This window comes from Sporosarcina sp. G11-34, assembly GCF_026931025.1.
The window spans coordinates 161,581-179,521 of sequence record NZ_JAHNZW010000004.1; the positions used below are offsets into that span (position 1 = coordinate 161,581).

17 protein-coding genes are annotated in these 17,941 nt (G+C 41.1%); 1 reads left to right on the forward strand and 16 read right to left on the reverse strand.

The genetic code is table 11. From position 1 onward, the window contains the following. Positions 1-5 precede the first annotated feature (5 nt). Together KSU66_RS07055 and KSU66_RS07060 are read right to left on the reverse strand one after the other, a co-directional pair. The gene (locus KSU66_RS07055; protein ID WP_269050722.1) at positions 6-2,825 is read right to left on the reverse strand and encodes a 2-oxoglutarate dehydrogenase E1 component; all 2,820 of its coding nucleotides are present in this window, start codon (positions 2,823-2,825) and stop codon (positions 6-8) included. 183 nt (positions 2,826-3,008) lie between these two features. Next, positions 3,009-4,082 carry an undecaprenyldiphospho-muramoylpentapeptide beta-N-acetylglucosaminyltransferase gene (locus KSU66_RS07060; protein ID WP_269050723.1) on the reverse strand — a complete coding sequence of 358 codons (1,074 nt, stop codon included), beginning with the start codon at positions 4,080-4,082 and terminating at the stop codon, positions 3,009-3,011. Between the two features lie 105 nt (positions 4,083-4,187). Between KSU66_RS07060 and KSU66_RS07065 the strand changes: the two genes are divergently transcribed. After that, positions 4,188-5,534, forward strand: a complete 1,347-nt coding sequence (locus KSU66_RS07065; protein ID WP_443028947.1) for an MATE family efflux transporter — start codon at positions 4,188-4,190, stop codon at positions 5,532-5,534. Positions 5,535-5,580: 46 nt separating this feature from the next. Here the strand turns inward: KSU66_RS07065 and KSU66_RS07070 are convergent, their stop codons facing one another. The 14 genes from KSU66_RS07070 to KSU66_RS07135 all read right to left on the reverse strand — a co-directional run bounded on the left by KSU66_RS07070 (position 5,581) and on the right by KSU66_RS07135 (position 17,938). Then, positions 5,581-6,660, reverse strand: a complete 1,080-nt coding sequence (locus KSU66_RS07070; RefSeq protein WP_269050725.1) for a Ger(x)C family spore germination protein — start codon at positions 6,658-6,660, stop codon at positions 5,581-5,583. After that, positions 6,657-7,676, reverse strand: coding sequence for a GerAB/ArcD/ProY family transporter (locus tag KSU66_RS07075; protein ID WP_269050726.1), 1,020 nt, complete (start codon positions 7,674-7,676; stop codon positions 6,657-6,659). Before KSU66_RS07075 ends, KSU66_RS07070 begins: the two co-directional genes overlap by 4 nt. After that, the gene (locus KSU66_RS07080) at positions 7,673-9,106 is read right to left on the reverse strand and encodes a spore germination protein (protein ID WP_269050727.1); all 1,434 of its coding nucleotides are present in this window, start codon (positions 9,104-9,106) and stop codon (positions 7,673-7,675) included. Before KSU66_RS07080 ends, KSU66_RS07075 begins: the two co-directional genes overlap by 4 nt. A gap of 211 nt (positions 9,107-9,317) precedes the next feature. Next, the gene (locus tag KSU66_RS07085; protein ID WP_269050728.1) at positions 9,318-10,145 is read right to left on the reverse strand and encodes a CAP domain-containing protein; all 828 of its coding nucleotides are present in this window, start codon (positions 10,143-10,145) and stop codon (positions 9,318-9,320) included. Between the two features lie 145 nt (positions 10,146-10,290). Next, positions 10,291-11,226 (reverse strand): CobW family GTP-binding protein, encoded by a 936-nt coding sequence (locus KSU66_RS07090; RefSeq protein ID WP_269050729.1) that lies wholly within the window; start codon positions 11,224-11,226, stop codon positions 10,291-10,293. Positions 11,227-11,287: 61 nt separating this feature from the next. Further along, entirely contained in the window at positions 11,288-12,775 is a 1,488-nt protein-coding gene (locus tag KSU66_RS07095) for a S41 family peptidase (protein WP_269050730.1), read from the reverse strand. Between the two features lie 76 nt (positions 12,776-12,851). After that, on the reverse strand, positions 12,852-13,556 hold the full coding sequence (gene deoD / locus KSU66_RS07100; protein WP_269050731.1) for a purine-nucleoside phosphorylase: 705 nt from the start codon (positions 13,554-13,556) through the stop codon (positions 12,852-12,854). Between the two features lie 78 nt (positions 13,557-13,634). After that, positions 13,635-13,859, reverse strand: coding sequence for a YozE family protein (locus KSU66_RS07105; RefSeq protein WP_269050732.1), 225 nt, complete (start codon positions 13,857-13,859; stop codon positions 13,635-13,637). 130 nt (positions 13,860-13,989) lie between these two features. After that, positions 13,990-14,409, reverse strand: a complete 420-nt coding sequence (gene msrB, locus KSU66_RS07110) for a peptide-methionine (R)-S-oxide reductase MsrB (protein ID WP_269050733.1) — start codon at positions 14,407-14,409, stop codon at positions 13,990-13,992. Between the two features lie 3 nt (positions 14,410-14,412). Then, on the reverse strand, positions 14,413-14,937 hold the full coding sequence (msrA, locus tag KSU66_RS07115; protein WP_269050734.1) for a peptide-methionine (S)-S-oxide reductase MsrA: 525 nt from the start codon (positions 14,935-14,937) through the stop codon (positions 14,413-14,415). A gap of 13 nt (positions 14,938-14,950) precedes the next feature. Then, on the reverse strand, positions 14,951-15,526 hold the full coding sequence (locus KSU66_RS07120) for a YpmS family protein (RefSeq protein WP_269050735.1): 576 nt from the start codon (positions 15,524-15,526) through the stop codon (positions 14,951-14,953). Positions 15,527-15,538: 12 nt separating this feature from the next. Beyond that, positions 15,539-16,354 (reverse strand): GDSL-type esterase/lipase family protein, encoded by an 816-nt coding sequence (locus KSU66_RS07125; protein ID WP_269050736.1) that lies wholly within the window; start codon positions 16,352-16,354, stop codon positions 15,539-15,541. A 40-nt stretch (positions 16,355-16,394) separates the two neighbouring features. Beyond that, on the reverse strand, positions 16,395-17,234 hold the full coding sequence (locus KSU66_RS07130; protein ID WP_269050737.1) for a DegV family protein: 840 nt from the start codon (positions 17,232-17,234) through the stop codon (positions 16,395-16,397). A 224-nt stretch (positions 17,235-17,458) separates the two neighbouring features. Then, entirely contained in the window at positions 17,459-17,938 is a 480-nt protein-coding gene (locus tag KSU66_RS07135; protein WP_269050738.1) for a dihydrofolate reductase, read from the reverse strand. Positions 17,939-17,941 lie beyond the last annotated feature (3 nt).

Consider the following 17,941-nt stretch of genomic DNA (forward strand, 5'->3'; position numbering starts at 1 on the left):
ACCGTTTAACGGTTTAAAGCTTCAGCAATGATACGTTTTTGTTCGATTGTATGTGACTCTCCATCGCCTTCTGACGGGCTTGAGCGGTGAATTCTTCCTGCGTAAGATACTTTCTTATCGCCTGCAATTTCACGGATATATGGATCCGCAAATGACCATGACCCCATGTTTTTCGGCTCTTCTTGTACCCATACAAGTTCTTTTGCGTTCGGGTAACGTGAAACGATTTTACTGATTTTTTCGGATGGGAACGGGTACAGCTGCTCGACACGAATAATATGCAAGTGCTCGAAGCCTTCACCATCTTTTACTTGCTCAGCAAGGTCAATTGCCATCTTACCACTTGCAAACAAAATTCGCTCAACTTTTCCAGTTTCTTTACCTGTTCCTGGTTGCTCAAGAACTGTTTGGAATGAACCTTCCGTTAAATCACTTAAGTCCGCTCCTACAAGTGGATGACGTAGAAGTGATTTTGGAGATACGATTACAAGTGGACGCATTGAATCTTCCCCAAGCATTTTAGCTTGCCTACGTAAAATGTGGAAGTAGTTCGCTGCGCTTGATAGATTGGCAACAGTCCAGTTGTTTTCCCCACAAAGTTGTAAATAACGTTCTAGTCTAGCGCTTGAGTGTTCAGGTCCCTGTCCTTCATATGCGTGTGGTAACAGCATAACAAGACCGGATTTCTGACCCCATTTTGCTCTACTTGAAGAAACGAACTGGTCAAACATTACTTGTGCCATGTTTGAAAAGTCACCGTACTGCGCTTCCCAAATCGATAGCGCTTCCTGGTCTTCAAGATTATAACCGAATTCATACCCGACGATTGCCGCCTCAGTTAATGGGCTATTATGTGCGGAGAATGATGCTTTTGATCCGCTAATATGATGCAATGGTACAAGCGTGTCACCTGATTTTTCATCATGAAGTACAAGGTGGCGGTGTGCAAACGTTCCACGTTGAACATCTTGACCAGTCAGTCTAATTGGATTACCGTCTTGTAAAATTGTACCGAATGCAAGCGTTTCAGCATGCGCCCAGTCGATTTTACCTTTTCCGTTGAAAGGTTCTTCACGTCTTTTCAAAATACGGACAAGTCGGCCAAACACATTGAAGTCTTCAGGGAAGTCAAGTAGTTCCGCATTCATTTGTTGAAGAATTTCTTCGTCCACACCTGTTTGTACTTCAGGATAACCTGCTAAAACAACAGCCGGAACACTATTATCTAGTGGTTGTTTGTCTTTTGAAGACGGATGCTCCCTAACTACGTCGTGCGCAGCTTGCATCATTTTGAAGACATCAGAATCTAGTTGAACTACTTCTTCGTCGTTCATAATTTTTTCAGAAACAAGTGCTGAACCATAAAGTTCACGTACTGTTTGATGTTCATGAACATTATGATACATCATTGGGTTTGTCACTAACGGCTCATCCATTTCGTTATGTCCGTATCTACGGTAGCCGAGTAAGTCAATGACAATGTCTTTACCAAACTTTTTACGATATTCAAATGCGAATGCCGCCGTCGCAATTACCGATTCTGGGCAATCTGCATTCACGTGAATAATTGGAACTTCGTATCCTTTTGCAGGATCTGATGAATAGTGAGTTGACCTTGAATCATAATGCTCGGTTGTGAAACCAATCATATTATTGGCAATCAGGTGAATGGAACCGCCTGTTTTAAATCCAGGTACTCGACTATAGTTAAATGTTTCCGGGACAATTCCTTGTCCAGGAAATGCAGCATCTCCGTGAATAAGTACTGCGTAAGCTGCATCCATATCCTGAACCGGTAGTCCGGCCTCATTTGTCAATTCTTGAGCTGCTCTCGTCTGTCCAGTAACAACTGCATTGACAACTTCTAAGTGAGAAGGGTTGTATGCTAAGAAACGCTTCGTTCCAGATTCAGCATTATAAGTAGCTCCCATATGATATTTCACATCACCAAACCAGCCACGTGATGTCTCAATTGAACCGTCAGCCGGTAGGAATGGATCATCATCAACGTTTGCAAATTGAGCAAACATCATTTCATACGGTTTATTTAAAATATGAGTGAGTACGTTCAATCGGCCACGGTGTGCCATACCGATAAGAACCTTTTTCGTTTTTTCCTCTTCAGAACGTCGAACAAGTTCATCTAGGAATACTACGAGTGTATCGAGACCCTCAATAGAGAATCGTTTAGCACCGACAAATGTACGGTGTATATATTTTTCAAATCCTTCAATTTTCGTTAGTCTTTCAAGAAGCGCTTTTTTATCGTCCACTGAAAGAGTTACTTTGATGTCATCATTTTCAATTTTAGATTGAATCCAGTTTCGTTCTTCTTCGTCGATTACATGAGAAAATTCATAAGCCATTTTCCCTGTATATAGCGTTTTCAAGTAATTAACAGCGCTTAGACCATCAGTTACTCCCGCTGGTACATTTGTGAAGAAGAGTTTAGCAGGCATACTTTTCAAATCGTTGTCTGTCAACCCATAATATCCAAGTTCTAGGCGAGTTGATTCTTTCGGACGATCGTTCAACGGATAAATATCAGCCGCCAAATGTCCATATGTACGTATAGCATCTAGTAACCGATAAGCAGATAATACTTTACCAAACTCGACCGGTGTGGCACCCGTAGTTACAGTTGCCGTTGCTTGTTCTTCGTTGTCCATTTCAGGCGCACCAAATTCCCCGAACATTGCAGCTAATTCAGGTTCTACCAATTCTGGTGACGTTCTAAACAGTTCATACATTTCTATTACATACCCAAGGTTAGGTCCAGAAAATGAAGCATAAGGGGACCGGTGAGTATCTAAACTTTTCGACATGTCCAATGACCTCCACATTTGCCTTTCAGCATATTGTGTTTATATTTTTTATCCTTGTTAATTTTACCACGCAAACACTAGAACTTAAAGGGTTTAGCCCGAACAATCGAATATTTATGCATTAAGAATGTTTTAACACTTTAAATTTGGTGAATGTTGCCTCTTTAGTACAAGGTTATTCTACTATCTATATAGCATGATTAGTTCAACCATTTGCTCGGGTGTTTTTGGCAATGCCGTGTTTGACATACTTGTAATCAATTGTTCTTTATGTTTTTGAAACAAAGCAAGTTCCTTGGATAAAGGATTTAACGGGACATCTTCCTCTTTCAGTACATCCGCCAAACCGAGTGATTTAAAATGAGAGGCGTTCAAAATCTGATCCCCCCTACTTTTCGCTGCCGATAACGGAATGAGTAACATCGGTTTCCTAAGTGCCAGTAATTCAAATATAGCATTGGAGCCTGCACGAGATATTGCAAAATCAGAAGCCGCAAGTAAGTGCGGAAGACCTTCTGTTACATATTCAAATTGCGTATAGCCTGGAATGCTCTCCAAAGCTTCGTCAATATTGCCTATACCGCAAAGGTGAATTACATCGAATGTCGACATAATGGCTTCCATGTCTTCCCTTATCGCATCATTTAAAACAGCGGACCCTTGACTTCCCCCCATTACAATAAGTACTGGTTTGCCACCTGATAACCCAGAGATACGCAATCCATCCTCGGCTACGCCTTCAAACAATTCGGGACGAATAATTGGTCCGGAACAAGTTGCCTTCCCCTCCGGAACATAAGATAACGTTTGTTCGAACACTGTAAAAATATGATTCGAAAAAGGAAGGGCTAGCTTATTCGCTAAACCCGGAGTTACATCCGATTCATGAATGACGACGGGGACTTTCGTCATTTTCGCCGCTAATACAACAGGGACTGACACAAAGCCCCCTTTTGAAAATATAATTTCAGGTTTAACTTTTCGAATAATCGAAAGAGCTTGTAGAACACCCGCCCCTACCCGAAAAGGGTCTGTAAAGTTTTTCATAGAAAAATAACGTCTAAACTTTCCACTTTGAATGGCATGATATTTCACTTCCGGATGACCTTCACCGATAAGTTTTTTCTCTATTCCATTATGAGATCCTATATAATGGATTTCATATCCACGTTCTTCGAAAACGGGTATAAGCGCCTCATTGACAGACACGTGTCCAGCAGTCCCGCCTCCTGTTAATAATATAACTGGCCGTTTCATATGGCCATCACCTCTTCTATTTTTAAAAAATGGTTTGCTAGATTCTATTATAGCAAACGAACCATGTTACAATAGTATTTAATTGTGAAACAAAGGATGATTTATTTGGATACTACACTTCCGCTTAAGAAAAAACCGTTCAGATTAGCAACAATCGTTATGCCAATACTCATTACGCAAGTCGCCCTGTACATGATGACGTTCTTTGATATTTTGATGACAGGACGATACGATACACACCATTTGGCGGGTGTGACAATTGGTTCTTCATTTTGGATGCCCGTTTATACGGGGCTGGCTGGAATTCTAATGGGTCTTACCCCTATTATTGCTCAGTACGTAGGAGCACGTAGGAGCGAGGAAGTCCGCCCCTCAGTACAACAAGGATTATATATCGCAGTCGTCCTTGCTGCAATTGTTTATACTCTTATTCTTTTTGCAGTCTCACCTATACTGGAAGCGATGCCGCTTGAAAACGAAGTTCGTATTGTTGCTGCGGCTTATTTAAAAGGAATGAGCCTCGGTCTTCTCCCGCTCTTTGCTTATACGGTGCTTCGTTCGTTTTTTGATGCACTAGGTGCAACACGGGTGTCGATGTTTATCATACTACTTTCCGCGCCTATTAATATCTTTATTAACTATTTACTCATTTTTGGTAAATGGGGGTTCCCTGAACTCGGGGGTGCCGGGGCTGGATATGCTTCCGGAATAACGTATTGGATTGTATTCATCATCGCTTGTGCTATGGCTTGGGTAGGTAAACCGTTCAACAAATTCAAAGTGTTTACGGGCTGGCAAAAGGTTTCATTCAAAAAGTGGAAAATGATTCTTTTAATCGGCGTACCAATTGGAATTTCAATTTTTGTGGAGACAAGTATTTTCTCCGCGGTGACACTAATGATGAGTAACTATTCAACTGCAGTTATATCTGCACACCAGATTGCACTTAACTTCACATCACTTCTATATATGTTACCACTCAGTATCTCAATGGGTGCAACGATACTAGTCGGACAAGCTGTCGGCGCGGGTCAAATGCGCGATGCTAAACATTATAGTTTTCTCGGTGTCGGGTTAGCTGTTGGGTTTAGCTTCGTTTCGATTGCGATTCTTCTTGTGTTTAGGGAACCGATTGCTTCTCTTTATACGACAGATGGACAGATTATTGGACTTGCAACGCAGTTTTTCATCTATGCTGCGCTGTTCCAATTGTCGGACGCGATACAAGCCCCTGTCCAAGGTGCATTACGGGGCTATAAGGACGTGAACATGACCTTCATCATGGCGATTGTCTCCTATTGGGTGCTCGGTTTACCGATCGGGTATGTGATGGCAACGTACACCAATCTCGGTCCGTATGGTTACTGGGTCGGACTCATTGCCGGGTTGACCGTGGGTGCTATCACGTTGACAATAAGACTTATCTATATACAAAAAAAGAAATTCAGTTAAACATGAAAACCCGCGTTGCGTATAAGCTTCGCGGGTTTTTTGATGTTCAATTCAATATACCGGTACGGGTAATTTCCGCCTCCACTTTTACATTTATGTCGAGCTCTGAGAACGTATCATTCCATTTCCCCTTATTCCATAATTGAGGATGGAATGCGCGGACATTTCTTCCGAAACCAACGACGTCACTTTTAGCTTCTTGCAATTTCTTGATCACCTTGTTGAAATCCTTTGTCAGTTCTTTCGAGAGGAATTTCTCTAATTCTTTCCTTGTTTTATCTTCATCCAGGTGATCGGAAGGAAATTCTTCAACACCGAATTTCATTTTATAAGTTGCATCAATCTTGCTGTCCCGAATGTCCCATTTCTTTTTATAGGTGGCCAGTTCAACAGTGATTGGATAGGATTTATCTTCTTTTTCCCACGTATAGGTGAACAACGTATGCTTTCCAGGCTTCTTCCGAAGAACCTGAACGATTGTGGATTCCTGCTTGTCCAATGTGTGATCCGTAAAAACTTTGCCACTGAACAAAGCCACCCCCCACACTTCGGGTGTACCGGTCATTTCGGACATTTTAACGAAAGGCAATGCAAGGTCAATTGCGTCGTCAAATAGGAGTCCAGCAGTTTGCTGAATGTCGATGTCCGGAATAATAGAGAACGATATGGCAGCTTCCAACATGTCAATATAGTAATTAGGTAGCTCTACCGACACCTTTTCTGGCTTCTTCATATATGGAGCCATTTTCCCTTCTACAACGACAAATTTACTACTCAACGGGTTAGTTGGCGCTCTGAAGAGGACATCGAAAGTCTTTATTACATCCGACTTCACAGTCTCCCCGGCAAGGAGCATTACTTGCAATTGTGTAACACTAAGCGTTTCACCTGTCTTTCGATTTGCATCGAGCCGGGTTTCCCTTGGGGAGACACCACTTCCTTCAACAGTCGAATAACTGGCGGTGCCATTAGTTACTTCGAGCTTTGTGTAGTATCCCTTCAATTCTCCGGGTTCCCCCTCATAACCAATAAGCGGGACGATGGTAAGATCCTTGTACAATTGTTCATCCCAACATCCTCCCAATAGGAAAGAACATGCGATGGAAATAAGTGCGATTTTTTTCATTTCCCTTTCCTCCTATTCGTAATGATGACGATGGCCGGAATAAGGATGGTAAATAGTAGGTGGACATAAATGATAAGATCAGCCAGTTTGTCTACATACTGTTTTGACACAAAGAGTAAAGGCAACAAAACGAGCAGTACATGCCAAATAATCGTATCCCTTTTGTGATGCTCTTTTACATGAAGCCGGTGAACATACATTGCGGAAAAGGAGAGAATTGTAACGGTAATGATGCTCCAAATCATCCAAATGTAAAGGAAAAACAAGTCGAGCCGCTGGACAAAAGTAACTTCCTGGGATTTCAAAATAAAAAGAAGCGGTTCCGGGACGTGTTGCAACCCAGTGAGCGTGAAATATAAAATTGTAACAATGACGGAGAAAAAAAAGAACAAAAACCACACCATTTGATAGACGAATAACGGAAAGCCTTTTATTTTCTGCTTTACATCGACGTACCTTCTGAAAAATAAATATAATTCAATGCCTACGAAAGCAATTTGTGCCTTTAAGAGACCTTTAAACCATTCCGTTCCAGTCGATTCCCCTATTGGGAAAATGTTCGTCCATATGAGATCATCCCAAGCGAACTGTAATATTATAAGAAAAAAAAAGATGAGGGGGATAAGAATGACAGTTAAATTGATGACCGTTTCCGCTCTACTTAAATTTGCATATAGCGATACACTAACTAGCGCCGCGAGGACGATAATTTGAGGAGTTTCCGGGAACCCCCATACCGCTAATGTATAGTCGATGTATGCAAGAAAGGACACTGTAACAAAAAGCCAGTACCCTTTATACAACCACCCGACGAAAGGACCAAAAGTAAATCGCATATAATACCGTTCATAAAAGAGTAGCAGCATGTAGTGTAGGACGCCAGCAACGAGAAATACAAGCCATGCATCCCTGCCAACTGCACCGATGAACGGTGTTGGAAAGGAGAAGAATGCCGACCCTGTCTGTGTAATGAAAAGAAGTAGGAAAAACTGGGTTCTTGATAATTTGAAATTCAAGTTTCTCCCCCGTCCTTCTGCTTGTCCCCTCCGTGTGTAAATGTTTGTTGTTGCTTATGATTTTTATAATAAGGGACCCTGAAGAAAATATTTTTAAAACGGGAAGGATCAAATGGCACGACCGGTGACAAATAGGGTTGTTTCAGTGAAGACTGATTCATCAAATGGATAAATAGGATGAGTGTCGCGATAGCGATGCCGAAAAAACCAAAAAGTGACGCTGCAAGCATGAACGGAAATCTGATGATTCGTATTGTCATGTTCATTTCGAAAGATGGCACGACAAAACTTGCAATTGCGGTCATCGCCACGACGATGACCATCAAATTCGACACCAGTCCTGCATTGACAATCGCATCTCCGATAACAAGACCGCCCACAATGCCGATTGTCGGACCAATTGGTGCCGGTAACCGGATTGCTGCTTCCCGGATAATTTCAATAAAAACTTCAACAATAAGCGCTTCAACAAGCGGACGGTACGGGATATCTTGCACTGCAACTTTCACTTTTTGACTTATTTCAAACGGCAAAATCTCCGAGTGGAAACCGACCACCGCAATATAAAATGCAGGCAGGAAAATTGCAATCATGAAACTAAACAGCCTAAGAATACGATAGAATGTTCCGACCAAGACTCGTCCGTTAAAATCGTCGGTTGACTCATAAAACGAAAAAAATGTAATCGGTGCAATGAGCGCTGTGGGGGATTGGTCAGTGAATATAACGATTTTCCCTTCCAGTAAATTCGCGACGACACGGTCCGGCCTTTCCGTGTTAAGGAACTGCGGGAAAGGGGAAAAAACCGAATCCTCCAAATAATCTTCAATTTGTCCAGCGCTGTATATTTTAGGTGCATCGATATTTTCAAGTCGATTATTAACGTCCTCAACAACTTCTTTATTAGCGATTGACTCAATATAGATATACGTAACTTTCGTATTCGTGTCTTTCCCGAGCCGTATATCCTTTACGACTAAATCCGGGATTGTAAGATGCTTTCGAATGAGCGAAATATTTTTGTCGATGCTTTCCACGAAGCCTTCATGGGCACCGCGAATGACGATTTCACTGTTTGGCTCAGCAGTTGAACGCACTTCATAAGATGGGATCGTAATTGTCATTATTAGATTCGGTACAGGGAAATAGACTACGACAAAACCGCTTGAGACACTTTCGACCAATTTCGGTACCGAAAATGCTTCCACGGTCGATGCGGCGGTCCCACCCCAATCTGGGAGTTCAATCGCGCGTTTCCGTATAATATCGATTTGTTTGTTCACTTCTCCACTTTCCGTCATCGTATTAAAAAAGCAAACGATGCCGACTCCATCTTTCCAACTGACTTCCCGTACGATAAGATCCGCCGAATCATGGAATAAATTTTTGATATATAAAATCAAACTGTCATTCGACTTCACTTGATCCATTACATTCACCTCTTTGAAGAGTATGCGCAATGGAAAAACGTTTTAAACTTTATATGGAAGTGCGTGTTGGTTGCAAAACTATTTATAGTTTACATAATAGTATTATTAACACCATGGTATTAAAAGGTTATCTATAACTGAAAAAATATAAAAAAAGAGTCATCCCCTGTACCGGAACGATTCCGGTGCAAAGAACAACTCGTCAATCATATTATTTTTGAATGAACTGCTGTGTCCAGTAGTTGCCATTTTTGTCATAGCCGATGCCGATGTGAGTGAATCCAGGCGTTAAGATATTTTGTCTATGCCCTGGTGATTCCATCCATCCTTTAACGACTTCCGCTGCTGTACGTTGACCCATTGCAATATTTTCAGCGGCTGATTTATACGTTACACCATTTGCTTTCATTTGATCAAACGGTGATCCGTATGTCGGGCTCGTATGTGAAAAGTATCCTTTTGAAGCCATATCCGTAGATTTTTGGCGCGCTGAGTTCATCAATTTGCTATCTGTCTGTAACGGTTTAAGTCCTGCTTTTTGTCTTTCTGCATTCGTTAAATCAAGGACAGCTTTTTCAATTGCTGAAATTGAAGCGTCTTGTGGTGTTTCAACAGGTTTTTCTGCTGGCACTGTTGGTGTCGGGTTTTCCACCGGCACTGTTGGTGCGGGTTGTGTTATTGGCTCCGTTGGTGTCGGCTTTTCCGCCGGCTTGGATGGTTCTGGTTTTGTCACTGGTTCAGTCGGTGTCGGTTTTTCTACCGGCTCAGATGGTACAGGTTTCGTCACCGGTTTAGCCGGATTTTCTAACTTCTGTTGTTGATAACGATCCTTGTTCCATTTGTAATGATACCCTTTAAAATCATTCTTTTCTGGGTGTAACTTGTAGAAGTTAAATTGCTCACTTTCCCATCCTATGTATTGAATACACTGTGCCTTTGACACCTGTACCTCATTATTTGCATAAGAAGCTTCTACATTATTGCCATTCGGCAGTAAAAGTGCCGAACCGAGTAAGATTACTGCGATTGATTTTTTCATATCTTATCTCTCCCTTCGCAAACTATCATAACGCGCGAGAGAGTTCAAATTATGGACGTTCTTTCCAACTAGTCCAGTATATTCACAAATACGAGTCTAGCGTACATTCTATTAAGCAAAAATGGATACTTCTGGACGAATATGTTTAACTTTCATTTAAATAGGGGTTGACGCCATATTGATTTGATGAGCTTTCATACGTTATAAAGTCTATTCCTTCCCCTATAACGACGAGTCGGGGATCCATTTTCACGTATTCAGGTAGCCAACTTACCATGCCATATGCATATTGGAAAAGATAAGGATTTTTTGCCCCAATGAGAGGAACGTATCCCTTCATGCGATACACAGTGTCGGGAAGCGATTTCACCCAGTCCTCGAATTCCTCGCGATTGACACTTTCTTTAAATGTAATCAATTTGGATGAAAGCGGTAACCCTTTCCCTGAAATAATCGGTTCATTTGTCTTTTGTTTTGGTTGATTAAGTATTTTTTCAATGAATGAAAACGCAATTTTCGCCCCCGTTGTTTGGATAATTGGTGCCACACTGTTGAAATTAGCCATTTCCAACGTAACCGTTGCCATTTCGCCTTCTGTTAGAAGATCCGATTTGTTTGCAAGAAGAAGATGCGCATGGCGGATTTGTTCCATATATAGTGCTCTAATTTGTGGCGACAATTTGTCACGGTCTAACCAAAGTTTACTATCTGCAACTGTAACGATTCCTTTCACATTCAAACGGTCCGCAAAAAGTGGTGAGTACACAGCATCCAAAGCTTCAACGGGATGTGCGGCACCTGTCGTTTCAATTAAAATAACATCTATGTCCTCATTCTCTTCAAGTAGGCCTTGCAGCTGTGCTTCCGTCTGTTCCGATCCCGTACAGCAGATACACCCGTCAAGAAGCTCTTTAAGCGGTACATCGCCTTCAACCGCATCCGAGTCAAACGGCAATTTCCCTAGCTCATTCATAAAGACAGCCGGTTTCTTTCCCGCTTCTTTTAATTGGCCAATAACATTCATTAGCAATGACGTTTTCCCACTTCCAAGAAAACCGCTAAATAAATAAACATCTATCATTTTTACATCCCAACCTTTTAATTGAAAAAAGCGCCCTTCCCATAGGACGGACGCTTTTCACTTATTTTCCTATCTTTTCACGCAATACATCTTTAGCTTTCAATAACTGTGGGTCATCCTTTTGGATTTTCTCGCGCAACTTTTCCATAAGACCAAATGTCGTATCGCCGGACAAAATCCCTGTTGTTTCAAGTGAAAGATCATCTTGAAGATTTTTCACAGCTACAACCGTATCTTCATCAAATAAACCATCTATTTCACCCGGTTTATAACCGATTGCTTCAAGCATTTCTTCAGCAGATTTAATGATCGTAGATTGCATACCATCTTTCATTTCGGCAGTCGGATCCAAATATGGCAACATTGCATACGGTGGATAAGGAACTTCAAAATCGGGTTTAATCCCCACTTTGTGGATCCAGTTTCCATTTGGTGTTAACCATTTTGCCGTTGTAATTTTTAAGTTCGATCCGTCCGGAAGGTCTTTCGGCGTTTGAACTGTCCCTTTACCGAATGTATTCACACCAATTAACGGAATATCAGCAGATTCCTTTAATGCCGCCGCCAGTATTTCAGAAGCAGAAGCACTTCCTTCATCCATTACAAGAGTTACTGGTACAGTTACTTTCCGACCACCTTTTGCAGGATAAATATCGGGTTTACCACTTTTCTCTTCGTATTGGAATAAGTTCTTACCGCTTTCTACAAATAAATCTGAAATTTCCATTGCGATATCTAATCTACCGCCGGGATTTTGACGCACATCTACAATCATGCCCTTCATCCCTTGTGCTTCCATATCGTCGAGCGCCAGTAAAAGTTCATCGTACGTACCTGTTGAAAAGCTCGTAATACGAATATGTGCAATGTTATCTCCAAGCATTTCTGAATAGACCGTTTCAAGTGGAATAACGTCACGAGTTATTTTAATATCTACAGGATCGACCGCTTCACCACGCATAATCGATAAAACGACTGTCGTTCCTTTTTCGCCCCGTATAAGAAGGACGGCTTCGGACGAAGACAACCCTTGTATACTCTTACCATCAACGGCAATAATCTTATCGTGTGGCAATAGTCCAGCGCGTTCAGCCGGCGAATTTTTAATCGGTGAAACGATCGCTATGTATCCGTCACTTTCTTGGATTTCCGCACCAATTCCTTCAAAACTTGATGAAATACTTTCATTTAACTGCCTCGCTTCATCTTCGTTCAAATAATCGGAGTACGGATCACCAAGTGCCTCGATCATCCCATTAATGGCTCCATTAATGACAGCTGTTTCATCGATTGTTTCATAGTAACTTTTTTTCATTTCATCATAAGCGTTATAAAGCTTTTCAAATTCTTTCCGATCCACCTTTTGTATAGGGGAACCGACATCAACAACTTTATCGTCTCCTGCCATCAGTACAATAAATGTAATTCCTGCAGTAACAAGAACTACGCTTATTAGTAGCATGACGAAGGAGAATGGTTTTAATCTTATCTGTTTTTTTGCCGGCTGTTCTGAACCTTGTTCAAGTTCGGCTTTTCCATCTTCCTTCATACTTTTCCCTACTTTCCGCCCATCTTATCTTTGCAGAAAAAAGAACCGCTACAGGGCGGGCGGTTCTTTCTTAAAATCACTCCATAATTGCGGCTTCAAGCGCAACTTCAATCATGTCATTAAATGTAAGTTGGCGTTCTTCTGCTGTAGTAGCCTCACCTGTTAAAATATGATCGCTCACCGTCAAAATAGCTAGTGCTTGGCGACCAAACTTTGCTGCTAATGTATACAATGCCGCTGCTTCCATTTCTACCGCCAGAACACCATATTGTGCCCATTTTTCGTGCTGTGCAAATTCATTATAGAATAAATCTTCAGTATAAACGTTTCCAACTTTTAGCTCTAAACCTTTTTCAAGTCCAACATTGTACGCTTTTAACAGAAGATCGAAATCAGCTGTCGGAGCAAAATCATTACCGTCAAAAATAATTTGATTCATCCTTGAATTTGTTGAAGCACTTTGAGCGATAATTACATCACGCACATGTACATCTTTCTGGATTGCGCCACATGTCCCTACACGAATTAGTTTTTTCACGTTATATTCCTGCATAAGTTCAGTTACGTAAATTGAAATCGAAGGAACTCCCATTCCAGTACCTTGAACCGAAATACGTTTCCCTTTATAAGTTCCTGTATATCCGAACATATTCCGAACATCGTTGTACTGTTTTACATCTTCCAAAAATGTTTCGGCGATGTATTTAGCGCGTAACGGGTCTCCTGGAAGCAAAATCGTTTCAGCAATCTCACCTGGTTGTGCATTAATATGTATACTCATAAAATATCTTCCTCGCTTTCAAATTTTCTTTCATAATCATACATGGAAAAAAGCGGTTATGCAATAAAGTTGTCGCTCTTAACGCTTTCCGCGCTCTTCATACAGCTTGTACAAGTCATCAAAGACAACAGAACGCATCCCTGCATCCGCCTTTTCTTCTACATACCGTGAAATTAAATCAAACTCGGTTTCCTCTTTTGGAAAACTAAGGTCATTGAACATACTTTCTGCAAACTGTGCTTGCAAATCATCTTTTCGCCCCCCGCGAAAAGAAAGAGCGAACTGATAAAATGATTTATTCATCTACCCAACACCTCATCTCAAACTTTCAACATCAATCATGCCCTGGTGTAATTACGTTCCGGATTTTGAACCCTACTTGCAGGGTTAATACCCTGCAAGATCCATAACATCCGCCGAAGGTTGAATGAAGTTAAAATAATCGTGCATACATACTATACCCTTCATTTTCAAGCTCATTGACGGGTATGAAACGAAGTGCGGCCGAATTAATGCAGTAACGGAGCCCGTCCGCACCGGGACCATCCGGAAAAACGTGACCGAGATGTGAATCCGCTTCCTTAGACCTTACTTCCGTTCGGCGCATGCCATGACTATCATCAAAATGCTCAATTACTTCTTCCGATTCAATTGGCTTCGTAAAACTTGGCCAGCCGCATCCAGCGTCATATTTATCTTTCGAGCTAAATAATGGTTTTCCCGAAATAATATCTACATAGATTCCATCTTCGTAGTGACTGTCATATTCGTTTTGAAATGGCGGTTCTGTTCCATTCTCCTGGGTTACGTGAAACTGCATATCCGTTAGTTTATTTCTTAAGTCTTCTTTCATACGTTATTCCCCCCACTTATTTAATTTAAATTGAACTCGTCCTGAACCCGTTGCGTATCGATTATAATGTGTAGGATTTTTCAAATAATAATTTTGATGGCCCTCTTCAGCTTCGTAAAACAGTTTTGCCGGTAGAATTTCTGTAGCAATCGGTTTATCAAACTTCTCTGAAGCTTCTAGTGCTACTTTCGACTTTTCAGCAAGAAGCCTCTGTTCTTCGGTATGATAGTATATTGCCGTTTCGTAAGATTCTCCTCGGTCAAAAAATTGTCCCCCAGAATCCGTTGGATCAATTTGACGCCAAAAAACATCGAGTAATTCACTATACGAAATTTCACTTTCGTCATATGAAATTTGCACCGCTTCGCGATGACCTGTTGTATTTGTGCAAACGAGTTCATAAGACGGGTTTTCTACGTCACCACCCGTATATCCAGAAACAACGGATGTCACCCCATCATAACGATCAAACGGCTTGACCATACACCAAAAACAACCACCTGCAAATGTTGCTAAGTTTTTAGCCATTGTTTTTTCCTCCTTAGTCTTTTGGAATAACAATTTCAAGTATAATTTCATCTTTCGCAAGGTTGAATTCTTTCGCTTTTATTTCTAAATCGCCGGAAACAGGTATTGCGGAAAGATTGATAAATAACTCTTCTTCTTTCGGCCGCACAATCATCCATGGAGGTAGTTTAACAGAATCCTTCAATATTTTTAACACAGTTGATGGCGGTATGTTCAACTTTCCTATTTCAACTGACGTTTGTTTTAAGATTAGATTACCGTCTTCTCGAACGATTGGATCAAAAAATAAAGTAACGGGTAGTGTATACGCAAAAACCGTCAGTTCAGATGTTAAAACAATATTATCTTTAACTTCCAACGTGACAGGCAAAGGTTCGCCATCCATCGCTTTACGAATATACGTATTCGCAATCCCCTCAAAGTCTTCTTTCGTTGCACGCACCGTCAACAGATGATTTGGAGCGGTACTTACTCCTGCATTCGGAACGTCAACAGACTCTGGAGAACTACTAATAAAAACAACTAATGCAACTACTGCTGCAGCTATGAGGCCAAACAGTACGAAAAAACCGACTTTCCAAAAATTCATGTAACCCACTCCCTACATATCCAGCTGCCCATCAGACTTAGTTTTCAAATCGCATTGTGCAAATTTTTCTTGAAACCGTTTTGTCATCGAATCATATCCTTTGGCATTCGGATGAAAAAAATCGGTATGGTATACCATCATCGCGTTCGAATTAAATAGGTCGGTTACAGGTACAAAGCAAGATTTTTGATCCAAGACGGTTCGAACTTCAATCGCTTCGTTCCAGTCCTCTATAATATTCTCAAAATCATTTGCTTCATCCGTTACAATTGTAAAAGGATTATATAATCCTGACAAACCAATAATTGCATCCCCATTCAAATCCCTAATAACTCCATATAGTTCATCCAACCGGTTTTCAAATTTTTTAAGTTCATCATAAAATAGCCCCACCCGTAAATCAAAAAGATTTTTCTTTACAATCCGCATTATATCGTTCCCGCCGATTGTTATTAATATTACATCGGCACTTTTCACAACAGCCTGAATCTCAGCATCTTCTAACTGCTTAATTAGTTGATCACTTCGACGTCCTCTTTTGGCCAAGTTATCTGCTTTTACATCCTTAACACCTTTCCACTCATTCATCTCGTTCGTTAATCGTCCAAAATAACCTTCCCACTTTAATTCATCCCCAACGCCTTGTGTAAGCGAATCCCCAAGACCGACAACACGAAGTCGCTTCGGTATGAAATAATTTGGTATCGACCATTCCTCGAATGCTATAAACTCTCGTTTCGTAACCGTATCCGCGGATCTAACAAAAGGTGAATTACAACCAGACAATAAGAATGAGAAGGTGAAAATAATTATAAGTACTCTTCTCATACACATAGTTCCCCTTTTCCTTAGTTAAGAATCATTTAGATTAATCGGTGTAGTACATAAAACCAATTGCACCTTCACCTGTATGTGTACTAATGATAGGTGTTGTAAACGTCACCTTTACATCTTTTATCCCTGATTCTTCAATTAACTTTTTCAATGGTTCACCCATTTTCAAACCATTCGCGTGGGATATTCCAACACCTTTAACTATTTTCCCTGCTGTCTCTTCTGTAAATGCTTTGAAAAGGTGGGACACAACTTGTTTATGGCTGCGTGCTTTTGCGACTGGTGTATACACGCCGTCTTGTAATGTAGCAATAGGTTTAATGTTTAGTAGTGAACCAATCATTGCACGGCCTTTGCCGATACGACCGCCTTTCACAAGATTATCGAGCGCGTCAACAACAACAAAAAGCGATGTTTGTTTTCGCACCAAATTCAATTGGTCAACAATTTCTCCAACGGCTTTACCCTCGTTCGCCATTTTTGCAGCTTCAAGTACTTGGAATGTTAGTGCATGGGAAATGTACATTGAATCGACAACCGTTACTTTTGCATCGGTCATTTCAGCTGCGGCTTGTGCGGATTTTACAGTCCCACTCATACCACCCGTCATATGTATTGATATGATTTCACTGCCATCTTCACCCAACCGATCATAAAGTTCCTTAAATACTCCAGCGGCAGGCTGTGAACTTTTAGGCAGTTCAGGAGCAGCGGCCATCATCTCCAAAAAATTCTCAGGTGACAAATCAATTCCATCTATAAAAGATTCACCCGAGATTTGGATTGTTAATGGTACAACGTGGAGGTCGTATTTCTTAATATCTTCTTCGCTCAAATCTGCTGTTGAATCCGTAACGATATGAATCTTTTTCACAGAAAACGCTCCCCTCTTAAAATTGAAATTGAATGAATACTTTGATCCAGTGAAACTATACATGCCGAAATAAAGAATTCCTTTAAACACCCTTCGGCGCTTGGGGCCTTCGCCATAAGCCAAGTTAGCTTCGCTACCAGTCTTATGGCTTCGGCAACCCTTTGTAAGAAGCCTACGCTAGCTATTCCTAGGCACTTGAGCATAAACACCTGTATATCAGTCCGTTATTTCCTTTCATAAACGAGAAATGAAAAAGGAATGCCGTCTTCTGTCATTTTTTCTTCAGAAGTCGATGTAAGTTCCCATTCATTGCTATAGGATGGGAAAAATGTATCTCCCTCGAATGTTTTTTGAATCAGCGTAATATATAACCGATCCGCCATTTCCAAAGTAAGTCGGAATATCTCCGCACCACCGATAATCATTATTTCCTCATTATGAACTTTCGCTTTTTCAATAGCTTCATTTAATTCGTGAACAACGATAACACCTTCTGCCGAAAAGTCCTTATTCCTTGTCACGACTATATTGAGTCTTCCGGGCAATGGTCTGCCTATGGATTCGTACGTCTTGCGCCCCATCACCATCGCCTTGCCCATAGTCATCTTTTTAAAGTAAGCAAGGTCTTCGGGAATATGCCAAGGCAAATCGTTGTTCGCCCCGATTACTCGGTTTTGATCATGTGCAACTAATAATGAAATCATTCA

Bases quoted from the DNA above. Each gene is read 5' to 3' on its own strand.
- KSU66_RS07120 (WP_269050735.1), bottom strand. From the start codon at position 15,526: ATGAATTTTTGGAAAGTCGGTTTTTTCGTACTGTTTGGCCTCATAGCT.
- KSU66_RS07095 (WP_269050730.1), bottom strand. From the start codon at position 12,775: ATGAAGGAAGATGGAAAAGCCGAACTTGAACAAGGTTCAGAACAGCCG.
- KSU66_RS07125 (WP_269050736.1), bottom strand. From the start codon at position 16,354: ATGAGAAGAGTACTTATAATTATTTTCACCTTCTCATTCTTATTGTCT.
- KSU66_RS07135 (WP_269050738.1), bottom strand. From the start codon at position 17,938: ATGATTTCATTATTAGTTGCACATGATCAAAACCGAGTAATCGGGGCG.
- KSU66_RS07085 (WP_269050728.1), bottom strand. From the start codon at position 10,145: ATGAAAAAATCAATCGCAGTAATCTTACTCGGTTCGGCACTTTTACTG.
- KSU66_RS07090 (WP_269050729.1), bottom strand. From the start codon at position 11,226: ATGATAGATGTTTATTTATTTAGCGGTTTTCTTGGAAGTGGGAAAACG.
- msrB (WP_269050733.1), bottom strand. From the start codon at position 14,409: ATGAAAGAAGACTTAAGAAATAAACTAACGGATATGCAGTTTCACGTA.
- KSU66_RS07060 (WP_269050723.1), bottom strand. From the start codon at position 4,082: ATGAAACGGCCAGTTATATTATTAACAGGAGGCGGGACTGCTGGACAC.
- deoD (WP_269050731.1), bottom strand. From the start codon at position 13,556: ATGAGTATACATATTAATGCACAACCAGGTGAGATTGCTGAAACGATT.
- KSU66_RS07055 (WP_269050722.1), bottom strand. From the start codon at position 2,825: ATGTCGAAAAGTTTAGATACTCACCGGTCCCCTTATGCTTCATTTTCT.
- KSU66_RS07080 (WP_269050727.1), bottom strand. From the start codon at position 9,106: ATGGATCAAGTGAAGTCGAATGACAGTTTGATTTTATATATCAAAAAT.
- KSU66_RS07105 (WP_269050732.1), bottom strand. From the start codon at position 13,859: ATGAATAAATCATTTTATCAGTTCGCTCTTTCTTTTCGCGGGGGGCGA.
- msrA (WP_269050734.1), bottom strand. From the start codon at position 14,937: ATGGCTAAAAACTTAGCAACATTTGCAGGTGGTTGTTTTTGGTGTATG.
- KSU66_RS07070 (WP_269050725.1), bottom strand. From the start codon at position 6,660: ATGAAAAAAATCGCACTTATTTCCATCGCATGTTCTTTCCTATTGGGA.